The sequence below is a fragment of the Enterobacter sp. CFEC122 genome (assembly GCF_052983755.1).
Genome location: NZ_JBRIQR010000049.1, coordinates 1 through 19949, shown reverse-complemented (window position 1 = coordinate 19949; position 19949 = coordinate 1). Strand labels below are relative to the sequence as shown.

31 protein-coding genes are annotated in these 19949 nt (G+C 51.8%); 21 read left to right on the top strand and 10 right to left on the bottom strand.

Annotation, left to right across the window (positions count from 1 at the left end):
- Positions 1–11: 11 nt before the first annotated feature.
- Positions 12–482 (bottom strand): YmfL family putative regulatory protein, encoded by a 471-nt coding sequence (locus ACVCAM_RS23265; RefSeq protein WP_116311712.1) that lies wholly within the window; start codon positions 480–482, stop codon positions 12–14.
- A gap of 41 nt (positions 483–523) precedes the next feature.
- Positions 524–742 (bottom strand): Cro/CI family transcriptional regulator, encoded by a 219-nt coding sequence (locus ACVCAM_RS23260; protein ID WP_023337114.1) that lies wholly within the window; start codon positions 740–742, stop codon positions 524–526.
- 98 nt (positions 743–840) lie between these two features.
- Here ACVCAM_RS23260 and ACVCAM_RS23255 point away from each other — a divergent pair, with 98 nt between their 5' ends.
- From ACVCAM_RS23255 to ACVCAM_RS23185, 15 genes are all read left to right on the top strand, one after another.
- Positions 841–1560 carry a LexA family protein gene (locus ACVCAM_RS23255; protein WP_063618115.1) on the top strand — a complete coding sequence of 240 codons (720 nt, stop codon included), beginning with the start codon at positions 841–843 and terminating at the stop codon, positions 1558–1560.
- Positions 1561–2487: 927 nt separating this feature from the next.
- The gene (locus ACVCAM_RS23250) at positions 2488–2646 is read left to right on the top strand and encodes a hypothetical protein (RefSeq protein ID WP_447093697.1); all 159 of its coding nucleotides are present in this window, start codon (positions 2488–2490) and stop codon (positions 2644–2646) included.
- A gap of 156 nt (positions 2647–2802) precedes the next feature.
- Positions 2803–3162 (top strand): hypothetical protein, encoded by a 360-nt coding sequence (locus tag ACVCAM_RS23245; protein WP_447093696.1) that lies wholly within the window; start codon positions 2803–2805, stop codon positions 3160–3162.
- On the top strand, positions 3162–3989 hold the full coding sequence (locus ACVCAM_RS23240) for a chromosome partitioning protein ParB (protein WP_447093695.1): 828 nt from the start codon (positions 3162–3164) through the stop codon (positions 3987–3989). Before ACVCAM_RS23245 ends, ACVCAM_RS23240 begins: the two co-directional genes overlap by 1 nt.
- On the top strand, positions 3986–4498 hold the full coding sequence (locus tag ACVCAM_RS23235; protein ID WP_447093694.1) for a hypothetical protein: 513 nt from the start codon (positions 3986–3988) through the stop codon (positions 4496–4498). The genes ACVCAM_RS23240 and ACVCAM_RS23235 overlap by 4 nt, the downstream gene beginning before the upstream one ends.
- Positions 4495–4797 carry a DUF4406 domain-containing protein gene (locus ACVCAM_RS23230; protein WP_447093693.1) on the top strand — a complete coding sequence of 101 codons (303 nt, stop codon included), beginning with the start codon at positions 4495–4497 and terminating at the stop codon, positions 4795–4797. Before ACVCAM_RS23235 ends, ACVCAM_RS23230 begins: the two co-directional genes overlap by 4 nt.
- Positions 4794–5288, top strand: coding sequence for an ead/Ea22-like family protein (locus tag ACVCAM_RS23225; RefSeq protein ID WP_447093692.1), 495 nt, complete (start codon positions 4794–4796; stop codon positions 5286–5288). Before ACVCAM_RS23230 ends, ACVCAM_RS23225 begins: the two co-directional genes overlap by 4 nt.
- A 2-nt stretch (positions 5289–5290) precedes the next feature.
- Positions 5291–5497, top strand: coding sequence for a hypothetical protein (locus ACVCAM_RS23220; RefSeq protein WP_101737540.1), 207 nt, complete (start codon positions 5291–5293; stop codon positions 5495–5497).
- Positions 5498–5500: 3 nt separating this feature from the next.
- Positions 5501–5881: a hypothetical protein gene (locus ACVCAM_RS23215; protein WP_447093691.1), complete on the top strand. Its 381-nt coding sequence runs from the start codon at positions 5501–5503 to the stop codon at positions 5879–5881.
- Positions 5878–6432 (top strand): hypothetical protein, encoded by a 555-nt coding sequence (locus tag ACVCAM_RS23210; protein ID WP_447093690.1) that lies wholly within the window; start codon positions 5878–5880, stop codon positions 6430–6432. The genes ACVCAM_RS23215 and ACVCAM_RS23210 overlap by 4 nt, the downstream gene beginning before the upstream one ends.
- Positions 6429–6644 (top strand): hypothetical protein, encoded by a 216-nt coding sequence (locus tag ACVCAM_RS23205; RefSeq protein ID WP_447093689.1) that lies wholly within the window; start codon positions 6429–6431, stop codon positions 6642–6644. Before ACVCAM_RS23210 ends, ACVCAM_RS23205 begins: the two co-directional genes overlap by 4 nt.
- 73 nt (positions 6645–6717) lie before the next feature.
- Positions 6718–6987, top strand: a complete 270-nt coding sequence (locus tag ACVCAM_RS23200; RefSeq protein ID WP_334758516.1) for a hypothetical protein — start codon at positions 6718–6720, stop codon at positions 6985–6987.
- 32 nt (positions 6988–7019) lie between these two features.
- Positions 7020–7283 (top strand): excisionase, encoded by a 264-nt coding sequence (locus ACVCAM_RS23195; protein WP_062676769.1) that lies wholly within the window; start codon positions 7020–7022, stop codon positions 7281–7283.
- The gene (locus ACVCAM_RS23190; protein WP_447093688.1) at positions 7258–8400 is read left to right on the top strand and encodes a phage integrase Arm DNA-binding domain-containing protein; all 1143 of its coding nucleotides are present in this window, start codon (positions 7258–7260) and stop codon (positions 8398–8400) included. The genes ACVCAM_RS23195 and ACVCAM_RS23190 overlap by 26 nt, the downstream gene beginning before the upstream one ends.
- 263 nt (positions 8401–8663) lie before the next feature.
- A complete protein-coding gene (locus tag ACVCAM_RS23185; RefSeq protein WP_008500735.1) occupies positions 8664–9164 on the top strand; it encodes a YbaK/prolyl-tRNA synthetase associated domain-containing protein in 501 nt (166 codons plus the stop codon).
- A gap of 21 nt (positions 9165–9185) precedes the next feature.
- Here the strand turns inward: ACVCAM_RS23185 and yoaI are convergent, their stop codons facing one another.
- A complete protein-coding gene (gene yoaI, locus ACVCAM_RS23180) occupies positions 9186–9290 on the bottom strand; it encodes a small membrane protein YoaI (RefSeq protein ID WP_010430055.1) in 105 nt (34 codons plus the stop codon).
- Between the two features lie 144 nt (positions 9291–9434).
- On the opposite strand from yoaI, the gene ACVCAM_RS23175 reads away from it, so the two are divergent.
- Positions 9435–9881: a DUF441 domain-containing protein gene (locus ACVCAM_RS23175; RefSeq protein WP_008500737.1), complete on the top strand. Its 447-nt coding sequence runs from the start codon at positions 9435–9437 to the stop codon at positions 9879–9881.
- Here the strand turns inward: ACVCAM_RS23175 and ACVCAM_RS23170 are convergent.
- Positions 9865–10656, bottom strand: coding sequence for an AraC family transcriptional regulator (locus ACVCAM_RS23170; RefSeq protein ID WP_021241046.1), 792 nt, complete (start codon positions 10654–10656; stop codon positions 9865–9867). The two genes, ACVCAM_RS23175 and ACVCAM_RS23170, sit on opposite strands and share 17 nt — an antisense overlap.
- A 99-nt stretch (positions 10657–10755) precedes the next feature.
- On the opposite strand from ACVCAM_RS23170, the gene ACVCAM_RS23165 reads away from it, so the two are divergent.
- Positions 10756–11943 (top strand): CynX/NimT family MFS transporter, encoded by a 1188-nt coding sequence (locus ACVCAM_RS23165; protein ID WP_021241045.1) that lies wholly within the window; start codon positions 10756–10758, stop codon positions 11941–11943.
- 31 nt (positions 11944–11974) lie between these two features.
- Here ACVCAM_RS23165 and ACVCAM_RS23160 read toward each other — a convergent pair whose 3' ends face one another.
- On the bottom strand, positions 11975–12682 hold the full coding sequence (locus ACVCAM_RS23160) for a CTP synthase C-terminal region-related (seleno)protein (protein WP_021241044.1): 708 nt from the start codon (positions 12680–12682) through the stop codon (positions 11975–11977).
- A 101-nt stretch (positions 12683–12783) separates the two neighbouring features.
- On the opposite strand from ACVCAM_RS23160, the gene ACVCAM_RS23155 reads away from it, so the two are divergent.
- Positions 12784–13128, top strand: a complete 345-nt coding sequence (locus tag ACVCAM_RS23155) for a DUF488 domain-containing protein (RefSeq protein WP_025911736.1) — start codon at positions 12784–12786, stop codon at positions 13126–13128.
- Here the strand turns inward: ACVCAM_RS23155 and ACVCAM_RS23150 are convergent, their stop codons facing one another.
- Positions 13129–13434 (bottom strand): hypothetical protein, encoded by a 306-nt coding sequence (locus tag ACVCAM_RS23150; protein WP_008500742.1) that lies wholly within the window; start codon positions 13432–13434, stop codon positions 13129–13131.
- An 80-nt stretch (positions 13435–13514) separates the two neighbouring features.
- Positions 13515–13769, bottom strand: coding sequence for a putative hemolysin (locus ACVCAM_RS23145; RefSeq protein ID WP_008500743.1), 255 nt, complete (start codon positions 13767–13769; stop codon positions 13515–13517).
- A 308-nt stretch (positions 13770–14077) separates the two neighbouring features.
- Between ACVCAM_RS23145 and ACVCAM_RS23140 the strand changes: the two genes are divergently transcribed.
- Positions 14078–15106, top strand: a complete 1029-nt coding sequence (locus ACVCAM_RS23140; protein ID WP_063453010.1) for a sensor domain-containing diguanylate cyclase — start codon at positions 14078–14080, stop codon at positions 15104–15106.
- A gap of 45 nt (positions 15107–15151) precedes the next feature.
- Positions 15152–15250, top strand: a complete 99-nt coding sequence (locus ACVCAM_RS23135) for a YoaK family small membrane protein (protein ID WP_014883431.1) — start codon at positions 15152–15154, stop codon at positions 15248–15250.
- 130 nt (positions 15251–15380) lie between these two features.
- Here ACVCAM_RS23135 and ACVCAM_RS23130 read toward each other — a convergent pair whose 3' ends face one another.
- From ACVCAM_RS23130 to ACVCAM_RS23120, 3 genes are all read right to left on the bottom strand, one after another.
- Positions 15381–15629: a GlsB/YeaQ/YmgE family stress response membrane protein gene (locus ACVCAM_RS23130; RefSeq protein WP_008500746.1), complete on the bottom strand. Its 249-nt coding sequence runs from the start codon at positions 15627–15629 to the stop codon at positions 15381–15383.
- Between the two features lie 284 nt (positions 15630–15913).
- Positions 15914–17398 carry a sensor domain-containing diguanylate cyclase gene (locus ACVCAM_RS23125; protein ID WP_021241040.1) on the bottom strand — a complete coding sequence of 495 codons (1485 nt, stop codon included), beginning with the start codon at positions 17396–17398 and terminating at the stop codon, positions 15914–15916.
- Positions 17399–17566: 168 nt separating this feature from the next.
- Entirely contained in the window at positions 17567–19087 is a 1521-nt protein-coding gene (locus tag ACVCAM_RS23120; protein WP_407223262.1) for an EAL domain-containing protein, read from the bottom strand.
- Positions 19088–19322: 235 nt separating this feature from the next.
- Between ACVCAM_RS23120 and ACVCAM_RS23115 the strand changes: the two genes are divergently transcribed.
- The coding region (locus ACVCAM_RS23115; protein ID WP_447093687.1) for a CSS-motif domain-containing protein at positions 19323–19949 on the top strand (627 nt) is incomplete at its 3' end.

Below are 19949 nucleotides of genomic sequence, written 5' to 3'. Positions count from 1 at the left end.
ACTCGCGGGCGTCACTTTTTTTGGCTTTGCTTACGGCTAAACAGCGCGACAATCGCGCGGATTTCTTCTTCACGCGCAGCCAGATGACGGCGGTGATACTCGTTAATTTCTTCCGCTTCATGCGCTTCAATCACTCCATCTTCCAGCGCCTTCTGAATGATCTGATCAACCTGACCGCGTGCTGCTGCAGTTCTCATTGCCCGGGTGAACAGGTCTACGCGATCGAGGTCTTCAAGCTGCGGAACTTCCACGAGCAGAGCGCCGCGACGTTGCGCGAAGTAATCAGCCAGGAGAGACGTGTTTGAAATGTCCTCCATCGCTTCCAGCTCATTCACTTCGAAGAATCGACAGCCGTTCTTCTCGTAGAGGTTGTTGTTGAACTGCGTCACTGACATGCCGAGAGCACCGGCCATAGCCTCACGGCCTCCGGGATACGCTTTACACATCGCTTTCACTACTTCTTTCAGGCTTGGCTCTACCATGTTGTTTTTCCTTTGGTAGTTACGAAATGTTGGTTGCTGGGTTACGGTGTTACTGCAACGTCAGGATCAACAGGTTTGTTTTTGTTAGGGAATGGTCGAACTTCCTCGGCTTCAATTTTCCCGTCTTCGTTTACCAGGATATTTACCCGGCGATTACGCTTGAGGGCTTTACTGATGGCGCTTTGGTATACCCCAAGAGCCTCAGCGGTTTTGGCCTGACCGTTTTCCAAAACATATTCAGAGAGCGGAATAATCTTCATTGGTTTTCCTCGTGGTTTGCACATAAGGAGTATCACTGTTAGTGATAAATATGTCAACACTAGCGGTGATTGGTGATTATGCCGTGCGGTGATAAATTATGAGAATGAAAAAGAAACCATTGACCGCCGAACAAATCGCCGATGCCAACAGGCTGAAAGCTATCTTTGAGTCCAAGAAAAAAGCGCTGGGGCTCTCACAGGAGACTTTGGCTGAACAAATGGGTATGGGACAAAGTGGTGTCGCTCAGTTACTGAATGGCACAAATGCTATCAACGCTACCCATGCTGCACAGTTCGCTAAAATTCTCGGAGTAAAAGTCGATGATTTCAGCCCATCCCTAGCAGCTGAGATATCAGCTATGTTTGAGGCGATTGCGAACGGAAGGAATCATTCCTCTGTATATGAGTACCCGCTATTAACCGAAGTACAGGCTGGCTCTTTTTGCCCGGTGAATACATACACAGAACGAGACGCGAAGGAATGGGTTTCAACAACTGTTAAAGCCAGTGATTCTGCCTTTTGGCTTGAGGTATCAGGTCATTCGATGACTGCACCGCCAGGAGTAAAACCGAGTTTTCCTGAGGGAATGCTTATACTCATAGATCCAGAGCAGGATGTTGAGCCTGGTGATTTCTGTGTTGCTGGTATATTCAACGATTCAGAGGTGACTTTTAAAAAATTTGTTCGTGAAGACGGTAAGCCCTGGCTCGAACCTCTAAACCCAAGCCCTCGCTATCAGGCCATTGAATGTAATGAGAATTGCAGGATAATCGGCAAAGTCGTCAAGGCCCAATGGCCTGAAACCATCTTCGAATAAGGAGCCAATCGGCTCCTTTTTTTTTGCATATTTTTTCATCTTACTAATCATAAAGTTAACACTAAGCGTGATATTTTTATCACTGCAGGTGTTGACCATTTAATTACTATTGGTGATACTCATTATGCGCCGGGGTGATGATGTTTAAGACCATCGGTAGTTGCAGTACGGCATATGGCACATGTGCCGCAGCGGTCCGGGGATTCCTTAGGCAGTATCCCGATCCAGCGGGTAGCCGGAATGTGCAAGCCAGTTGTGTACGACAGCCAGAGACGTTTCACCAGCGTGGCGATCAGGTGACAGCCCAGACGATATCTGAGTGGCTTAAAAAACAGATGGGAGCCGGTGGAATCCCGGCACACAACATGAAAGCGCATTCCATTAACTATCGGTTGTGGATGACAGGTAAGTAAACGAACGGAGTGCGCTTCCAGTTGTGGTGAATGGCGGGGCTGACCGCCAAACGGTTGAGAAAAGATAAGCAGGCGAAACGTTCTAAGCGAGCATATGGACTGATCGAACGCGGATGGAACGGGCGGTTACGATATTGAAACACCGCGCCACTGAGCTGGAGTTCAGCACCAGCCACCACAAACGAATCACGTTAGGACCGTGGTAAACCGTAGTAACTGTACCAGATGCTGTGTGTAGTCTTGGCGGTCGGCAGTTGTGAATGTCCTTAATGTCGACCGCCCCTTTTACACAACTGAAAGCGCGTTCAGCCGGTTCCTTGAGAGGCCTCAGTCGTTAAATCAACCTCAGGAGAACGCGCTCCCAATTGTGGAGAAGCTAACTGGCGGTGGCAGCCGCCCGTTTCACTAAGTGCCCTGGTTGGGTGCTTACTAAAACGAAACCCTTTTTTTTTGTCGCCAACTGGCGAGGGATTCGTGCAACCAAAATTCAGCGGATATTTCCACTGGAGGAACGATGAACCACCTCGAATTTATAGAGAAAAACGTGAGGGAACAGCTGATTAAGCAAGGCTTTTCCTCTTCGGTGGCTCAGGGGGGGGGGCGTGGCAAGCACTTGATTTATATAAGCGCATGTCACAAGCCAGTAAGAAAGGCGCGATTTTTGATGATGTGATGAGGCATGCGAAAGCCTGGGCAGATAAACAGGTTTCAAAAGCTGAAGTTACCCGGAGAAAACGCACATCCCCCAAAGACCAATGCGGCCTCTTTTAAGTTTTTAGACCAAGAATTCCGCGCTGTGCAGAGCGCTTATAACACGGAGAAACTATCCATGACGAACACACAGAACGTCACCGAGTTACAACCACGCATGACCAGAGAGCAGCTTATCGACGCAGCTCGTAAGGCCGCCCCTCTCCTTCCAGCCGCTTACGGCTGGATGGTTAACGAACTGGCTACACGCCTTGATGTTACCAGCGTGGCGCTCTGTGAAGCGTTGGCGCAGCGTAAGGGACTGGCTGAGCAGAATGCAACCTTGCGTGAGGATGTCACCAACTGGGCCAAAGAGTGCGACCGCATCGAAGGGCGCCACACCAAAACGCCTACCAACATGCACCTGCTGGAAGCTCAGAGAGAACTGCGTGAGCTCACTCCTGTCGTCATTTCCCTGAATAACGAGGTTTCTCTCTGATGGCTAATTCATTCAAGCAAATGACCAAGGCCGGTGTAATTAAGCGCACCGATACCGGGATGTTTATCGCTCTTTGCGATATTCACGTTCGTGAAGGTTTCAACAAGCGTGAAGACGACGAGCGCACCCGCCAGGCAGATGATGACCTGTTCAACTATCTGATGAACGGCGGATCAGTTCCACCGCTGGAAGTTATCGCCCGTGATGAAGGTGGTGTGTGGGTTGTTGAAGGTCACCGCCGTCGCCGCTGCTATGCGCGCTGTGCTGAAGCTGGAAAGCCAGTAGACCGCATACACATCATGCCGTTCAACGGTAACGATGTTCAGCGCCTGGCTCGCATCATGACCAGCAACAACCAACTGCCACTCTCCGATATGGAGCAGGCTGCAGTTATTCAGGAGCTGCATAACGCCTTCAATCAGACCACCAGCGAGATCGCAAAACTGGTCAACAAGTCTGTTCCTACTGTCGAAAAGCTCCTGCTACTCAGCACGGCTAACCACGACGTTCAGAAAGAAGTTAAGTCCGGGACCGTGTCCGTAGATGTGGCCGTTGACCGCGTAAAAGAGTTCGGCGAAAAGGCCGGTGAGGTTCTTCAGAAGGATAAAGCTTCCGCCGCCGCAAAGGGAAAGAAGAAAGTTACCCGAAGCGTTATAGCGCCCGAAATTAGCGTTAAGAAAGCGCGTCGCCTTGTAGAGCTGATAAGCCTGGCTGGAATAAGCGACACAGGTGTTATCTCTCTCGAAGGATTGGTCCATGCAGAAGTCGTGGAAATTATCGACGAGCACAAAGCTATCGCAGCTCAACGCACTGGAGAGCAGAAATGAAATTAACTCTGAAAGAAATGAACGGTCTTCTTAATGGTAAATGCCTTCCTTCTGATCTGATTGTTGGCGAAACGCTTGCTGAATACCTGGTGCGTAAGTTCTCTGATTTAGAGCAGAAGCTTGCGGAGTCTCAGCGCGAGTTCCGTGCTGCTGATGCGACTATCGATAACCTGCAGATGCAGGTTGAGAAGCTGGCTGCGGAGAATGCGGGGCTGAAGGATGAAATCTCCAACATTACTTTCATGCGGGATGATGATTTCTTCGGTTCAACTCAGCGCGCGCAGGAAGTGATGGGGCGTCTCGTTAATTTCAAAACCCCGGACAATGACGCTTTCCTGGCTGAAGTGCGAGCTCAGGGTGTGGAGATGTTTGCCGACAGCCTTGGGAGCCCATATGTAGAGCGTGGTGAGGAATGCTATCAGGATGGATACACCCATGCCATTGAAAGAATCAAATGCCGCAAAGCTCCCGAGTTCGCCGCCCAGCTTCGCAAAGGAGTGCAGTCATGAGCAGAAAAATTTACATCGCTGGCCCAATGACAGGATACAAGGATTTCAACCGTCCTGCATTTAAGGCGTTTGCTCTGAAGTTAAGTCTTGATGGGAATGTTGTACTCAATCCTGCCGTTTTACCTGATGGCCTGGAGCAACGCGAATATATGGATATCTGCTGCGCAATGATCCGCTGCGCTGATGCTGTTTTCATGCTGCGTGGCTGGGAAAAATCTGATGGAGCAGTTGCTGAACATGCGCTGGCCAAGAAAATTGGACTTGAAATTATGACCGAATGCCAGGAGGCCGCCCAATGAGCAACATCGACAAACGCGCATTACGTGAAGCTGCTAAGGCAGTCGGAAAAAATGACTGGCAGTACGTCTACACAATAGACCTAAGCGCCCCCGGGCGAGGATATATCACAGTTGGCGGAGCAGAGGCTATCTACTGTCTGAATAAAGCCACAGGGGGAGTGAAACAGTCTGAAAACGTATTGAGATATATCGCCGCTGCTAACCCCGCTACCTTTCTTGCGCTGCTGGATGAGCTGGAAGCCAAAGACAAGCAGATAGACACCCTCCGGCAGGACAAAGACAAGGTTATCGATATGAGCAAGGAGCGCATCAGTAAGCTATTAGCTCGCGTCGCTGAGCTGGAGGATAGCCACAGCAAGCTCCGTGAAGCAATGGCTGGAATTCACAACACGATCACAGGAGGAGGTGCTTACACGCCCTTAGCGGCGATTCTTAATGCTTCCAAGCGCGCATACGACGAATCGGCAGCCGCAGCCGGTAAAGGAGAGTGATCATGGCTACTAACAAAACTTTAGAGGCGGCCAACCTCTGGCAGATTGAGCGCGCGAAGTTTGAAGAAATGCATCCCGATCAGCGCATCATGCTGAACCGCATTGAGGAGCAACTCCATAGCAACATTATGGCTGCCGTCATCCTGCTGAATGACTTCTCTTTCTCCATTCGTGAAGTTGAACGTAAAGCCGAAGCGAAGAAGGACTAACCCATGAGGACTATTACCAAACAGCAAGTGCATGCTATTTCAGATTTAAAGGCCGGTTACACACTCGGTCACGCTGATGTGGCAATCCTGAATGAGCTGGCGCGTATCGCGCTGGCATCGCTCGAAGCGGAGCCTGTGGCGTGGAGACATTTTCAGGAAACACCAACTGATTGCGGTTACTGGATTTTAAATGATTACAAGCCCAACTGCTCAGGCGTTGAGCCGCTCTACACCGCCCCGCCAGCGCCTGTATCTGTGCCTGATGAGGTTACTGCTGAAGATTGCCCGGCATTCGTCAAATATGACATTACGGAAGTTGATGAAGCATGGGTTCGCGGTTTTAACGCATGCCGCGCTGCCATGCTTCAGGGAGGTAAATCATGACCATTAAACCAGTAGCCGACCTGTACTTAATCAAGTACGAAGATGGCCGGCTATACAAGTGCACCCGCGATGCTGAAGAGGCTGTTGATGCTATCGGATTCGGGTTCGAGGTCGAAGAGTTCGTTAGCCTAGATAATCATCGCGCCGCCATGCTTCAGGGTGCCGAACAACCACAAAACCAACAACAAAATATTCCGGAAAATATTCCAGTCAATACGCCATGCAAGGAAGCGCCAGAGCATATCTGGCTTCAGACTGCCGGAGTATGGCCAGAGAACGGCGAGTTCAGCGAATTAACGTGGTGCAGCGACAATCAGCACGAGGACGACACTCTCTATGTTCGCGCCGATGTTTTCGCTGGCAACTCTCCGGTGATTCCTGATTGGCAAGCCAAAGCTGAGAAACTGGCTGAACTCTACGGAAGCAGTTTCGTTGTTTTCCGGAATGGAGAATCTCCGCAGTGTGCTGATCCGACAAAAGTGATTATTTCATTCACAGATGAAGGCCTGGGTCATGGCTCAGCAGCACCACAGCAGGAGGTGAAGCTGTGAATAAATCAGAACTCCTCCAGAAATTATCGGAACTGGCCAGTGAATGCCATAAGTTGGCCAGTGAGCTTGATATTGGTGACGAGCGAACCGAAATGTTCGAAATCTACGGAGTGCTGCACAACCTAGGTCGCCGCGGCTACGCTAACCAAGTAGGCCGTCGAATGAATCCTCTCCTGATGTCACAGGAAGATGATGATGAGGATGATGACTGATGCCTAACCCATTCGTCGCAGTAATGTTCGTGCTGCTGGTCATCGGCGCACTTCAGGGTATGGGGTGGCTACCATGGTGAGCAAACTAAAGCAGCGGCGCTTGCGCCGCCTTAAGGCTGATGTCGCATGGTGGCGCGATGAGGCGGAAGATTGTCGCTCCCGCCTGCTGGAACTGGCCGGGGAAATCGACAGGCTCAAAAAGCTGGTTATCCGCGTGCCGATGCCGGTTCTCATGCCGAAGGAAATGGTCCACCAGCTTTATTACACCGAAACAAAAAGATGTCGTACCTGCAATGATGGGCTCCGTGGTGGTTGCTCATCATGCATTTTCTATAAGAGATAGCCGGGTGCAGCCGGTTAAGTGGAGAGCAACGTATGGGGCAGTTAGTAACACTACATGAGTGGGCGTCGGGTCCTAATGGGTTCAAATATCCATTAAGCAACTCAGCACTAAACAAAATAGCCAAGACCAAGCAAACTTTCCCACCAGCTTTAAAGCAAGGTCGACGCTGGGTTATTGATGAGGACGCTCGTTTTATTGGCATGGTAGGCAATGTGGATATTTCATCATCGTTATCAGACAAGGCTCGCCAGTTAGTGGAGAAAGCAATAAATGGCAGCTCGCCCCAGAAAGCATAACGTTAAAATACCCAACCTTTATTGCAAGTTGGATAAACGTACATCAAAAATTTACTGGCAATATCGCCATCCTGTCACTGGAACGTTTATAGGTTTCGGAACCGATGAAGAGGCAGCAAAGGCCGCTGCAACTGAGCTGAATCGGATAACCTCTGAGCAGGAAACTCGTCAATCTTTCGCACTGATTGATATGGCCATGAAGAGTACCGAAAAGAAAGAACCGGGAATTCGTGTTGCAGATTGGATTAAAAGGTACGTAGATATTCAGATGGAAAGGATGCGTGACGGAGAAATAAAAAAACCGACCGTAAAATCTAGGAGGTTATGTGCTCAAGTTCTGGCTGACAGAGCTCCTAACGTTCGCCTAAAAGATGTTGACACGAAGTTAATCGCAAAAATTATTGATGAATATAAGTCTGAAGGTAAACATCGAATGGGTCAGCTGATTAGGAGCGTACTTAACGACGTATTTAAAGAGGCTCAACATGCTGGGGAGGTTGAACCCGGCTACAATCCTGCTTTAGCAGTTAAAAATCCGATAGCAAAGGTCAAGCGAAGCAGGCTCAGTATCGAACAATGGAAGCTAATCTATGAAAGCGCGGGAACATTGCCACCATGCGCTCAGAATTCCATGCTATTGGCTTTGGTGACGGGTCAACGTATTGGTGACATAGTGGCGATGAAGTTTAGTGATATATGGGATAATCATCTTCATATAACTCAAAGTAAAACAGGAATGAAGTTAGCTATTCCTTTAAATTTACGGTGTGATGCTATTGGCATGACGCTTGCAGAAGTAGTAAGTAAGTGTCGAGACCCAGTTGTGAGTCCATACCTGATACACCATGTGAAACATCATGCTTATGGTAAAGCTGGTTCTCACGTTCCTGAAAAAACAATATCTAAGTATTTCAAAGAAGCGAGAGATAAAGCAAATATTGACTGGCCAAAGGATTGTATTGCCCTGCCCCCATTTCATGAGCAGCGATCACTTTCATCTAGAACCTATAAAGCACAGGGCATTGATGTCAAAACTTTGCTTGGTCATAAAACTGAAGCGATGAGCACAATGTATGGAGATGATCGTGGTCTGGAATGGAACAAACTTGTGATTTAGCGAGATGGATAACTTTTAGAAAGTGCCAAATGATAAGCTGGAGTTATATGAGTTTTGGGGATATGTTTTGGGGATGATTTGGGGAAGAAAAATTAACCTTATAATACAATAAAATAAAAATTATCGAATTGTTCCACAAGCAGTCTGCTACCAGCAACGCATAATCCCACAGCCAGCGAACCCGCTGGCTGTTTTCTTTCGACCCCGTTCATCCCGTGCTAATGTAGACCCCTGCATACTGGATTATCACCGGGAAAATCGTTATGACTGACGACGTTATTGGAACAGGAACCCACCAGCAGCTCATTACCTTACTCACCGAGCAGGGCGCGCGTTTTCGCGTCATGGAGCACGAGGCGGTCGGGAAATGTGAAGCGGTAAGTGAAATTCGCGGAACCGACCTGCGGCAAGGCGCCAAAGCCCTGGTCTGCAAGGTGAAGGGAAACGGCGTAAAGAAACATGTTCTGGCGATCCTCGCCGCCGACCTGCAGGCTGACCTGAGCCAGCTTGCCAGCCATTTTGGCGGGCTAAAGGCCTCCCTCGCCAGCCCTGCCGAAGTCGATGCCCTGACCGCCTGCGTTTTCGGCGCTATCCCGCCCTTTAGCTTCCATCCTGACCTGGCGCTGGTTGCCGACCCGCTGCTGTTCGAGCGCTTTGACGAAATCGCGTTTAACGCCGGCCTGCTGGAGAAATCCGTGATTATGGATACCCAGGATTACCTGCGCATCGCCCGTCCTGAGCTTGTCACCTTCCATAAAGCGTAACTGCGATGGCTGACGCCCCTGTCAGCCTTTTCTTTCCAGGAACAGCACGGAGGCAACAAGAATAACGGCAATAGCGAAAAACGATGAGGAGATAATCAGCGTTTCCACAAACATGTGATCGTTCATGATGGCGACCCTTTTGCGATATCTGCTTTCGTTTTAATCCGCGTAAATGACAAGGTTATGACAACGATAAAATCTTTTTAACACTGTTCTCTGCCGCGTTTGCGCGTACAGTAAACAGGACCATTATTCTGGCAAGGATTCCCTATGTTTGACCCTACTCTGCTCATTCTTCTGGCACTCGCCGCGCTCGGCTTTATCAGCCATAACACCACCGTTGCCATCTCGATTCTGGTGCTGATTATTGTGCGCGTGACTCCGTTAAATACCTTTTTCCCGTGGATAGAAAAACAAGGCCTCACCATCGGGATCATCATCTTAACCATAGGGGTAATGGCGCCCATCGCCAGCGGCACGCTTCCCGCCTCCACGCTGCTGCACTCGTTTGTAAACTGGAAATCGCTGGTGGCGATCGCGGTGGGGATTTTTGTGTCATGGCTGGGCGGACGCGGCGTCACGCTGATGAGCAGCCAGCCCTCGCTGGTGGCGGGCCTGCTGGTGGGCACCGTGCTGGGCGTGGCGCTCTTTCGCGGCGTGCCGGTCGGCCCGCTGATTGCGGCAGGCCTTGTCTCGCTGTTTATTGGGAAGTCGTAGTCAGGCTGGCCATATAACGCGCCGGCGTCTGGCCCAGTCCCTTCCTGAACATGGTGATAAACGCGGTGGTCGAGTCATAGCCCAGTGACTGGGCCACCTGCTGCACCGATTTGCCGCTTATTAAATGCTGTAACGCCACAATCAGCTGCAGCTGGTGACGCCAGCGGCGGAAGCTCAGACCGGTCTCCTTCACTACCAGCCGCGCCAGATTGCGTTCGCTCATGGCGAAGTGGCTCGCCCACTGCGCCAGCGTCTGCCAGGCGGCGGGCTCTTCCGCCATCTTCTCGCTCATCAGCCGGATTTTGGGATGGGGCGACACGGGCAGCTGCAGATGCTCCTGACGCTGGAGCGGCAGCTCGTCAAACAGGACGTCCACCAGACGCGAGGTGGCCGCGAGCTGCAGCTGTTCACGTGATTTTTCCGCGAGCGATAAAATCAGCTCCCGCACCAGGGGGGAAATTTTCAGGGTACAGCAGCGCTCGGGCAGGCTGGCAGTCCCCGGCTCAATGAACAAAAAGCAGAGCTGCGCGCCCGGCGTGGCCCTGTTGCTGTGCGGCATCTGGCCAGGGATCCAGACGGCATACTGAGGCGGCACCATCAGCATGGCATTTTCCACTTCACAGGTGATTGCGCCGCCGAGGGCCAGAATCAGCTGCCCCTTACGGTGATGATGAAGCGGAATATATTGTTCCTCCGCCACTACCTGAATGCGAAATGCGACGGCTGCATCGTACTGGCTATCCGGATCGTAGCCTTCCAGTCCCAGACCAATCATCAGTTTGTCCGATATGAGCGATAAACTGTCATTTTAGCCTGATTTCAACCGCTGAGAAAATCGGTATTGTGTGCGCTCGCTTGAACGTATGAGAACATAATGACTACTGCTATTCGCACCTCAGGAAAACACGGCGCGCTGTTGATTGCAGGCATCCTGATGATTGCCACCACGCTTCGCGTCACCTTTACTGGCGCAGCGCCGCTGCTCGATACCATTCGTCTTGATTATGGCTTAAGCACGGCGCAAACCGGTCTGCTGACCACCCTGCCTCTGCTGGCTTTCGCCCTTGTCTCGCCGCTCGCCGCAGGCGTTGCCCGGCGTATCGGCATGGAGCGCAGCCTGTTTATCGCCCTGCTGCTCATTTGCGCCGGGATTGCCGTTCGCTCGCTGCCTTCCGCCGCTTTGCTTTTCATCGGAACGGCGATCGTCGGCTGCGGTATTGCGCTCGGGAACGTGCTGTTACCGGGATTAATTAAGCGTGATTTTCCGGGCCAGGTGGCGAAGCTCACCGGCGCCTATTCCCTGACGATGGGCGTCTCGGCGGCGTTTGGCTCAGCAATGATCGTTCCCCTTGCACAGGGGAGCGCGGGCTGGCATGGCGCGCTGCTGATGCTGATGGCGTTTCCGCTGGTCGCACTGCTGCTCTGGCTGCCGCAGTGGCGTCAGAAACACGTCGCAACGGTAACGGGCGCAGGCGCGCTGCAAAACCGCGCGCTCTGGCGCTCGGCCCTCGCCTGGCAGGTGACGCTCTTTTTAGGAATTAACTCGCTGATCTACTACGTCATCATCGGCTGGCTGCCAGCGATATTGCTGAGCCATGGCTACAGCGAAGCGCAGGCCGGTTCGGTGCACGGTCTGTTGCAGCTGGCCACGGCCGTGCCGGGACTCGCCGTTCCGCTGATCCTCCACCGCCTGAAAGATCAGCGAGCGATCGCAGGCTTAGTGGCCCTGATGTGCGCGATAAGCGCGGCAGGATTATGGTTTATGCCCGGAATGGCGGTGATGTGGACGCTGATGTTTGGCTTTGGCACAGGGGCAACAATGATCCTCGGCCTGACGTTCATCGGCCTGCGCGCCAGCTCTGCGCACCAGGCGGCGGCGCTCTCCGGAATGGCACAGTCGATTGGCTACCTGCTTGCCGCCTGCGGCCCGCCGCTGATGGGGAAAATTCACGATACCGCAGGAGACTGGCAAATCCCGCTTCTGGGCTGTGCGCTAGCCGCTGTGATAATGGCTATCTGCGGTGTGTTAGCCGGGCGAGACCGGGAGATCGCGCCCCGTTAAATCCTGAGGCAGACCACCGGGTCTGCCTTTTTTACCCGCGCGCTGCGCGCAGCATCGCCTGCACCAGCACGACCGGGCGTCCTTCCAGCGCGGCACGTTCATGCTGGAATAAGGTGATCACGAAGAACGGGTGCGTCACCAGCTCCGCGGCACGAATTTCACCCTGATCGTCCCAGCCCGTCACATGCATATCACCGCTTTCCAGCGCCTGCGCAAACGCCGGCGACACGCCATAGTTACAGTGATACCCCTCTTCAATTTCGGGCTTGCCGTACGCTTTGGCGATCAGCGTATTATTGCGCAGCTCAATGGCATCCGTTTTTTCCACCAGCGAGCAGGTCAGCGGCGCAATCACCATGGTGCCTTCGGTATCCGTCTCAGCGTGTGCCGCATCAGCCCAGCCCAGCACGTTTCGGGCATACTCAATCAGCGCATGCTGGAACCCGCCGCAGGTGCCCAGGAACGGGATGCCGTTCTCACGGGCGTAGCGCGCGGCAATAAAAGCGGCCGCCGTGTTTTTATAGGGGCTGGCAGGAACCAGCCAGATGGCATCGTAGCCCACCAGATCTTCAGCGCTTGTTAGCTCCGTCGTGGCCAGCCAGTCGTAATCGGCGGTGAGGTCAAGCACTGCAGCGGCGTCGTCAATGGCCAGCGGGATAGCCTGATGCGCAATAACATTGGGATTGTAATCGCCAACCAGCGCAATGCGCAGCGTTGTTTTAACCGGGAGGTGTTCCATGAAAGGTTCCTTATGCCAGAGTATTATCAGATAACATAAGGAACCTCAGACTACCGATCTTTTGCAATTATCACAATACCTTAAATTGGGAGGGTGGAATCATGATTCAGTGCAAACGGGTATACGAACAGGCAAGCCCTGACGACGGCTATCGGGTACTGGTGGACAGGCTGTGGCCGCGCGGGCTGAAGAAAACGGATCTCGCGTATGACGAATGGTGTAAAGCGCTCACGCCTTCGAATGAATTACGCAAGGCTTTTCACAGCGACACGATTGATTTCACCGCCTTCAGTCAGGCCTATCGGGAAGAGCTGGCGCAGCAGGCTGACGAGGGCGCGCGTCTGGCGACGCTGGCGCGCAGGCAGACCGTCACCCTGCTCTTTGCTGCCAAAAACACGGAGCAAAATCACGCTCTGGTCTTAGCCGACTGGCTGCGCCATCTGTGATCAGCCGATCGTCAGTTCATCCAGAATTTGCGGCGCTTCATCCGGGGTGAGCGGCATCAGATGTTCGGCGCGGACAAACGCAAAGCCATGCTGATTGTCAAAGGCGTAGACGTCACCCGTCACCAGCCAAAGCGCGCGATCTGCGGTGACCGGTAATTGCGTCATCACGCCGTTGACGGGGTTAACAAAACGCAGGCCAGGCTGGCAAAGGCCAAACAGCTCAACGGATTTACCAATATTGCGACGGCCTGACGCCGTGCGGGCGCCAACGATCATCGCCATGCTGCCCGGTTTTAGCTGAAACATACTTCTCTCACGATAACGAACGCCAGGAACTGGCTAAGAATAATCTTAAAGAGAAGTGTATCGCAGGCAATATTACTTTGTCACCTGGCGGGTTGCGGATGGTCGCGACGATAGAGCGTCCATTCATCAATCACTTCGCCGCCCGGTAATTTGCACTCGGTACGCACGCCCTGCGGGCTTTGAACCGGGACCTGTTCCCCGCCTTTCTCCAGACAGTAGACGGAAGCTGGGTTCGCCATACCGATAACGTGCGGCGGTTTCGGTGCATCAGGTGGCGTGGTTTTGGCGGTGCAGGCGGCCAGGGGAAGCGCCAGCGCCAGAAGCAGAAATCTCATCTCATTGATCCTTTTGACGTCATCAGAGTCTAAGGGTAACGGGTCATCGCCACGTTCTCCATGATTTCTCCATTTTAACTGCACTTTTCAGCACTATAGTGTGGCATGTTCTCAATATGACCAGAGAACATCATTCCGTAATCAAGATGTCTTTGCCCCGGTCTCAACAACGGGGCTTTTTTCTCGCCTGCTGCCCGCCCCCTGCATATATTAAATTTTCTGTATTCATGTTTTACTATGTCTGAAGCCTAAAAATTCAGCATAACATGCAGATGCAGACGTCTTCTGCCTGGGAGTTATTCTACGTCATGTCGGATCTTATCCTCGCTCGCGTTTCAGAAACCCTTGCCACCGAGCAATCCCTTGAAAGCCTCGTTCGCCAGCTGCTGGAGATGCTGGAGATTGTCACCGACATGGAGTCGACCTACCTGACGAAGGTGGATATCGAAGCGCGGCTACAGCACATTCTCTACGCCCGCAACAGCAAGCAGATGACGATCCCGGAGGGGCTGAGCGTCCCATGGGATGAGACGCTGTGCAAGCGCGCGCTGGATAGTGACACGATATTCAGCAATGACGTGCCCGAGCGTTGGCCCGAGTGCGAAGCTGCGAAAGCACTTGGCATTACCACCTACATGAGTATTCCTGTCCATCTTGCGGATGGTTCACTTTACGGAACGCTCTGTGCCACCAGCACGGCCAGAAAGCCGCTGAGCGAGCGCGGCGAACAGGTTCTGAAGCTCTTCGCCGGGCTGATCGCCCAGTCCATTCAGAAAGAGTCGCTGGTCGCCCAGCTTCGCGAAGCCAATGCGGCCCTCATCGCGCACTCCTATACGGATGCCCTTACCGGTTTACCCAACCGTCGCGCCATTTTTGAAGATCTGACCACCCTCTTTTCTCTGGCCCGGCACCTTAAGCGTAACGCCATCATCGCGTTCATCGATCTGGATGATTTCAAGCTGATTAACGATCGTTACGGCCACGAGGCTGGCGACCAGTTCCTGATAGAAGTGGGCAAGCGTTTGACCGAAGAGAAACAGCAGGACGATATTATCGGTCGTCTGGGCGGGGATGAATTTCTGGTGGCGTCGCTGAGCCAGCCCCACCAGGACGGGGATAACGCGCAGCTTACGCTGCTCAAAACGCGCCTCAGCGCCTGCATCGCTGGCGAATACTGGCTGGGCAGCGTTCATATTATTTATCCGGGCGCCAGCTTCGGCGTGATCGAAGTGGACCCTGCCGCAACCGATCCTGACAGCGCGTTACGCGCTGCGGATGTCGCGATGTATCAGGATAAGAAAGGAAAAAGCAAATCACGCTTTCTCACTATGGATTAACCCCGTACACTCTACGGCGTTACAGAAACCGAAACAGGTGATGGTATGAGAATAGGGATCCTCTTCCCGGTCGTTATATTTATAACGGCGGTGGTATTTTTAGCGTGGTTTTTTGTCGGCGGTTACGCGGCGCCGGGGGCATAAATGCGGAAGACAACCGTCATTATGCTGATCTTTGCCATCGCGGCGTTTGCCGGCACGCAGCTTGGCTGGTGGTAAACGCCAGTACGTAAAAAGGCCGCCATCTGGCAGCCTTTTTCAACGCTTTCAGACCTTAGCTTTTGATCTTTCTGTAGATAAACAGAACAACCAGCGCACCGATCACCGCGACGGCGAAACTGCCGAAGTTAAAGCCATCGACCTTGCCAAAACCGAACAGCGTACTGATCCAGCCGCCGACTACCGCGCCGACAATACCCAGTATTACGGTGACGATAAACCCACCGCCATCTTTGCCCGGCATGATCCACTTCGCCAGAATACCCGCAATAAGCCCAAAGATAATCCAGGATAAAATTCCCATAACTTTCCTCTCTGTATGGTTTTTGTCATTAAATCAACGACACAAAAAAGAATAGCACAGGATTCCAGAAAGGAAATTTGTGATAAGCATCACAATGAGAGAGTGGGGAATTATTCATCAAAAAAATGTACGGGCCACAGAAACTGTGGGGTTGCATCTTTTGTTGAGAAAGATTATCTTTCTCAACACTGAATAGTTGAGAGAAACACTCAGGTATTCAGTACGACATTGCTCACATTGCTTCCAGTATTTCTTGCCCACTCCTGAGTGGGCTTTTTTTTTGCTCATACCCCAACAAACGCGTACCGGTTACGTCCCGCGCGTTTCGCCTGATAGAGCGCCTGGTCTGCGGCAATAATGATATTTTGCTGGCTGCCTGCAATGTCGACGGCACGGGCGGTGGAAATTCCGACGCTTACCGTCACCCGGCCGAAGGGGCTAAAGGCATGCGCGATTTGCAGCGAGAACACATTGCGAATAATCGTCTGGGCCAGACGAAGTGCCTCCTGAATATCCGCATCCGGCAATATCAGCGCAAACTCCTCTCCGCCGTAGCGCGCCACAAGCTGATTATCACGGGTAAGGCTCTCCCTGAGGCTGTTTCCGAGCATTGCCAGACACCGGTCCCCTTCAGGATGACCATAGTTATCGTTGTATTTTTTGAAGTAGTCCACGTCCACGATCAGTACCGAAATCGGCGCGTCATGCGCGGCGCACGTAGCAATTTCCGAGAGGATTTTTTCATCAAAGACGCGGCGGTTGTACAGCCCGGTCAACGCATCTTCTGAAGCGATAATCTTCAGCGCTTTGTTATCCCGTGTTTTTCGGGACAGGTCGGAATACAGGAAGTACGACGCCACGATGAGTATCGCCGTAAACACGAAAATGAGTACCGCCAGCTGAATCGCCTGCTTGCGCCAGGGTGCAAGAGCTTCATCAATGCTGACGGCCACTGTGGTGACCAGTCCGTAGCGTCTGTTTTTCTCATAGGCATAGATGCGCTCGATTTTATCAAACCGTGAGATGGAGCTGGCTATCCCCGTATTTTGTACTTTGAGATATTTCCTGAAGAGCGGTGAATCAGAAACAATCGTGCCGATATAGGTATTTTTAAAGGGATAACGGACCAGCAGTACGCCTGATTGCGTCGTTAAGCCGATGACGCCCGAGTGGCCGATATTAATCTGCCCGTAGAGTGCCAGAAAATTTTCAATACCGAGCGTCACCACCACGACACCGTTAAATGCTCCGGACTGAGTTTCAAGGCGCCGACTGAGGGTGATAACCCATTTGCCATTGGTTCTGCTTACCACCGGCTCCCCAATAAAGACCTGCTGAGTTTTATTTTCCTTGTGATAGATAAAAAACTCTCTGTCCGAGCCTTTGCGTGGCCCCGTGAAACTTTCATGCAGCGCGGTGAAGATATCGCCCTGAGCATCGTAAACAACCACATTATTAATCTGGGTAAGAAGGTTATCCTGATTATGGATCATGTGCTGAATATTGGTCGCCTGCTGCGGGGTCATGCCATAAATTTCGATTATGTCGGAAACGGTAGTAATTAACATTTCACTCTGGCGCATGATCCCTTCAGTATAAACATCCAGGGTGTGGCTAAGATTAGCGACGCTGGTATTAATTTGCTGGATTGACTGCTGTCTGGACGTGGCAATTTGGACGGCAAGCGCCAGCGAGATGATCAATGAGACAATGATGACGGTAATGGTTGTTGTGTAAAAAGTATTTTTCACATGCACGAGCTTTTCCACCTTATCACGCCTGATATCCCTGGCTGACAACTCTTGTCACTGTAACAAAGCTCAGGATAAGAGGAAAATGAATTGCACTTAAGCATACAACAGAAGCTCGTCTTTATTTTGTGTTTCACCGCCAGGCAACCCGCTCTATTCCTGATTTTTTTTACAGCGCCTGACGTTTTACAGCATCACGGCCTCCCTGGGCTTAGATAAAATGACTTTAATAAAATCGATATAGGTGACGGGTTTACCAAAATAATACCCCTGCAACAGGGTAATTTCATTACGGTTGAGATACTCCAGCTGCTCTTTCGTTTCTACACCTTCGGCCACGATACGCAATGAGAGTTTTTTCGCCAGGTCAATAACGCAGTCCAGCAGGATCGTTGAGTCCTTCTCCTCAGAAACCCGGTTAACAAAGCTTTTATCAATTTTAATATAATCTATGGCAAGCGCATTAAGACATGACAGCCCGGAATACCCCGTACCAAAATCATCCAGTGCAATGACAAAACCGGCGTTATGCAGCGCGTTGAGGTTTTCCACCAGATGAGGATTATCGATCAACGGTTCACGCTCGGTCACCTCGAGAACCAGCTTCACGGCTTTACCCTGAAACCCCTTACCGAAGAGACGACAGTCACCAAGGAAAGAAGGGGCATCAATGTGTCTGGCGCTGATGTTCACCCCGATATGGAACCCATCCGGTAGCTTCGGCAACAGCGGCTTAAGCTGTGTGACCACTTTCGCCATCAAGCCTTTGGTCAGCGGAATAATCAACCCGCTACGTTCAGCAATCGGAATAAAGACATCCGGCGGGATAAACCCAGACTTTGGATGCTTCCACCTTGCCAGGACTTCAACCCCGTATAACCCGCCGGTGTCCCCGTTCACGATCGGCTGGTAGTAAGGCACGATCTCTCCCTGCAAAATGGCCTTACGCAAATCGTCTTCAAAGGTGGTGCTTTTTCCCTTGTATCGACGGATCAAAATGCCCACCGCCAGGGATAGCGCGAGAATCAGCAGTATCAGGCTCCAGCCCTGGTGCAGTAGCCGCGTCAGGCTAAAAAAGGCAGGCGGTTGCCAGGCCAGACTAAAGGGGAATTGCGAAGATGCCGTAAGTGAACCCGTCCACGAGGCCGCTTTCCATCCGGTCACGTCACCGTTGCGCGTAAACATGCTTTCGCCGACAACCAACCCCAGGTCAACGCTGTTTGATGCATTCGCGATGACGTCCTGCAAATGCGCATCACTGACGCTGACGATGATGCGCCCGCCCGCGATGGGCATCTGGAAGACAAGTACCGGGATGCCGTTCACCAGTCGATTACCGGGGAGCAGCATTAATTCTTTTTCAGGTAGCGTCTCCGGATGAACAATCAATACGCCATTCCCCGGAAGGGATGTACAGATGATTTGCCCCTGCTGCTGGATCATGATGGCGCGCAGATGCGGTTTTAGCGCAGCTTCTGTCCCCAGCGCCAGCTGCCCGCTGCTGGTACACCCCTGCTCCGCAACGCGCTTCGCCGTGCTGGCCGCACTGACGGCTTCCGACAAAATGCTTTCTATTTTCTGGGTGCTTACCGTGGCGGTATGAACGTTATTCATTTTCGCCATCTGCCATAACTGCCAGTTAATAATCAGTATGCCGATCAGAAAAAGAAACAGGGCACTGAGAATAGGGATCATCACGTTGCGCACGATGTTTTCCTTAATAGAAAAAACAAGCATGGATGTTCTGGTAGAAGAGCCTGTGCTAACCCGGTATTGCTTATAACAATGAAAATAGCTTAGCTGAGAATTATCTTAAAAAACTGATGCTTTCGTATGAGTTCACCCGCCCGCATTTGCTCACCCGGCGTGACTATCAGGCTTGTGCCTTGCCCAGGCTGTGTTAAGATTTATGAATTCAGGGAGCGGACAGGATAACCGGAAAATGAAAAAGCGCATTGCCGTTGCGATCGTTTCAACGCTTCTGGTCATCCTGTCTCTTTATGCGGTCAATGCGGTTATCCTTGGTCAGCAAAAAACCAAACAGCTTGAAATATCCCGGACCCTTTTACATTATTCCGAAGACCTGTCCCAAAACGTGGCGCTGGGCCTTAAAAGCATAACGACGCAGGGGTGTGATAAAACCAGCCTTGATAGCTACAGACAAATAAAGCTTAACAACCTCTATTTCGGCGATATCGGTTTTATTGAAAAAGGAAAAATTATCTGTACTGCTTTTTGGGGTAAACTCGCGACGCCCGTTCCACTTCCTGCGGAACTGCATAAAACGCCGAGAGGTTTTCTCCTCGCGCAGTTTTCAAGAAAAGACTTTTTCACGGGCAATGCGGCCATTTATAATAATATTATTATCTTCACCTCCCGCTATGCTTACGATAAATTCACCCCGGTTACCGCAAGCTATTCCCTGAGTGCTACCACAAAGGACTTTGGCCGGATCTTTTTTTCGGCTGCCCCCGACCTGCGAGCGCGGAGCTGGCTGCACTCCACGTTGTTCACCCTGACCATTACACAGTGCAGCGCCGTGTGGGATTTATGCGTGATTGTAAAACAT

Bases quoted from the DNA above. Each gene is read 5' to 3' on its own strand.
- ACVCAM_RS23245 (WP_447093696.1), top strand. From the start codon at position 2,803: ATGACGAACACACAGAACGTCACCGAGTTACAACCACGCATGACCAGA.
- ACVCAM_RS23140 (WP_063453010.1), top strand. From the start codon at position 14,078: ATGTCGGATCTTATCCTCGCTCGCGTTTCAGAAACCCTTGCCACCGAG.
- ACVCAM_RS23190 (WP_447093688.1), top strand. From the start codon at position 7,258: ATGGCAGCTCGCCCCAGAAAGCATAACGTTAAAATACCCAACCTTTAT.
- ACVCAM_RS23160 (WP_021241044.1), bottom strand. From the start codon at position 12,682: ATGGAACACCTCCCGGTTAAAACAACGCTGCGCATTGCGCTGGTTGGC.
- ACVCAM_RS23220 (WP_101737540.1), top strand. From the start codon at position 5,291: ATGGCTACTAACAAAACTTTAGAGGCGGCCAACCTCTGGCAGATTGAG.
- ACVCAM_RS23260 (WP_023337114.1), bottom strand. From the start codon at position 742: ATGAAGATTATTCCGCTCTCTGAATATGTTTTGGAAAACGGTCAGGCC.
- ACVCAM_RS23265 (WP_116311712.1), bottom strand. From the start codon at position 482: ATGGTAGAGCCAAGCCTGAAAGAAGTAGTGAAAGCGATGTGTAAAGCG.
- ACVCAM_RS23225 (WP_447093692.1), top strand. From the start codon at position 4,794: ATGAGCAACATCGACAAACGCGCATTACGTGAAGCTGCTAAGGCAGTC.
- ACVCAM_RS23170 (WP_021241046.1), bottom strand. From the start codon at position 10,656: ATGATTGGTCTGGGACTGGAAGGCTACGATCCGGATAGCCAGTACGAT.
- yoaI (WP_010430055.1), bottom strand. From the start codon at position 9,290: ATGAACGATCACATGTTTGTGGAAACGCTGATTATCTCCTCATCGTTT.
- ACVCAM_RS23165 (WP_021241045.1), top strand. From the start codon at position 10,756: ATGACTACTGCTATTCGCACCTCAGGAAAACACGGCGCGCTGTTGATT.
- ACVCAM_RS23135 (WP_014883431.1), top strand. From the start codon at position 15,152: ATGAGAATAGGGATCCTCTTCCCGGTCGTTATATTTATAACGGCGGTG.
- ACVCAM_RS23255 (WP_063618115.1), top strand. From the start codon at position 841: ATGAGAATGAAAAAGAAACCATTGACCGCCGAACAAATCGCCGATGCC.
- ACVCAM_RS23230 (WP_447093693.1), top strand. From the start codon at position 4,495: ATGAGCAGAAAAATTTACATCGCTGGCCCAATGACAGGATACAAGGAT.
- ACVCAM_RS23200 (WP_334758516.1), top strand. From the start codon at position 6,718: ATGGTGAGCAAACTAAAGCAGCGGCGCTTGCGCCGCCTTAAGGCTGAT.
- ACVCAM_RS23210 (WP_447093690.1), top strand. From the start codon at position 5,878: ATGACCATTAAACCAGTAGCCGACCTGTACTTAATCAAGTACGAAGAT.
- ACVCAM_RS23175 (WP_008500737.1), top strand. From the start codon at position 9,435: ATGTTTGACCCTACTCTGCTCATTCTTCTGGCACTCGCCGCGCTCGGC.
- ACVCAM_RS23250 (WP_447093697.1), top strand. From the start codon at position 2,488: ATGAACCACCTCGAATTTATAGAGAAAAACGTGAGGGAACAGCTGATT.
- ACVCAM_RS23240 (WP_447093695.1), top strand. From the start codon at position 3,162: ATGGCTAATTCATTCAAGCAAATGACCAAGGCCGGTGTAATTAAGCGC.
- ACVCAM_RS23145 (WP_008500743.1), bottom strand. From the start codon at position 13,769: ATGAGATTTCTGCTTCTGGCGCTGGCGCTTCCCCTGGCCGCCTGCACC.
- ACVCAM_RS23215 (WP_447093691.1), top strand. From the start codon at position 5,501: ATGAGGACTATTACCAAACAGCAAGTGCATGCTATTTCAGATTTAAAG.
- ACVCAM_RS23235 (WP_447093694.1), top strand. From the start codon at position 3,986: ATGAAATTAACTCTGAAAGAAATGAACGGTCTTCTTAATGGTAAATGC.
- ACVCAM_RS23155 (WP_025911736.1), top strand. From the start codon at position 12,784: ATGATTCAGTGCAAACGGGTATACGAACAGGCAAGCCCTGACGACGGC.
- ACVCAM_RS23150 (WP_008500742.1), bottom strand. From the start codon at position 13,434: ATGTTTCAGCTAAAACCGGGCAGCATGGCGATGATCGTTGGCGCCCGC.
- ACVCAM_RS23185 (WP_008500735.1), top strand. From the start codon at position 8,664: ATGACTGACGACGTTATTGGAACAGGAACCCACCAGCAGCTCATTACC.
- ACVCAM_RS23130 (WP_008500746.1), bottom strand. From the start codon at position 15,629: ATGGGAATTTTATCCTGGATTATCTTTGGGCTTATTGCGGGTATTCTG.
- ACVCAM_RS23195 (WP_062676769.1), top strand. From the start codon at position 7,020: ATGGGGCAGTTAGTAACACTACATGAGTGGGCGTCGGGTCCTAATGGG.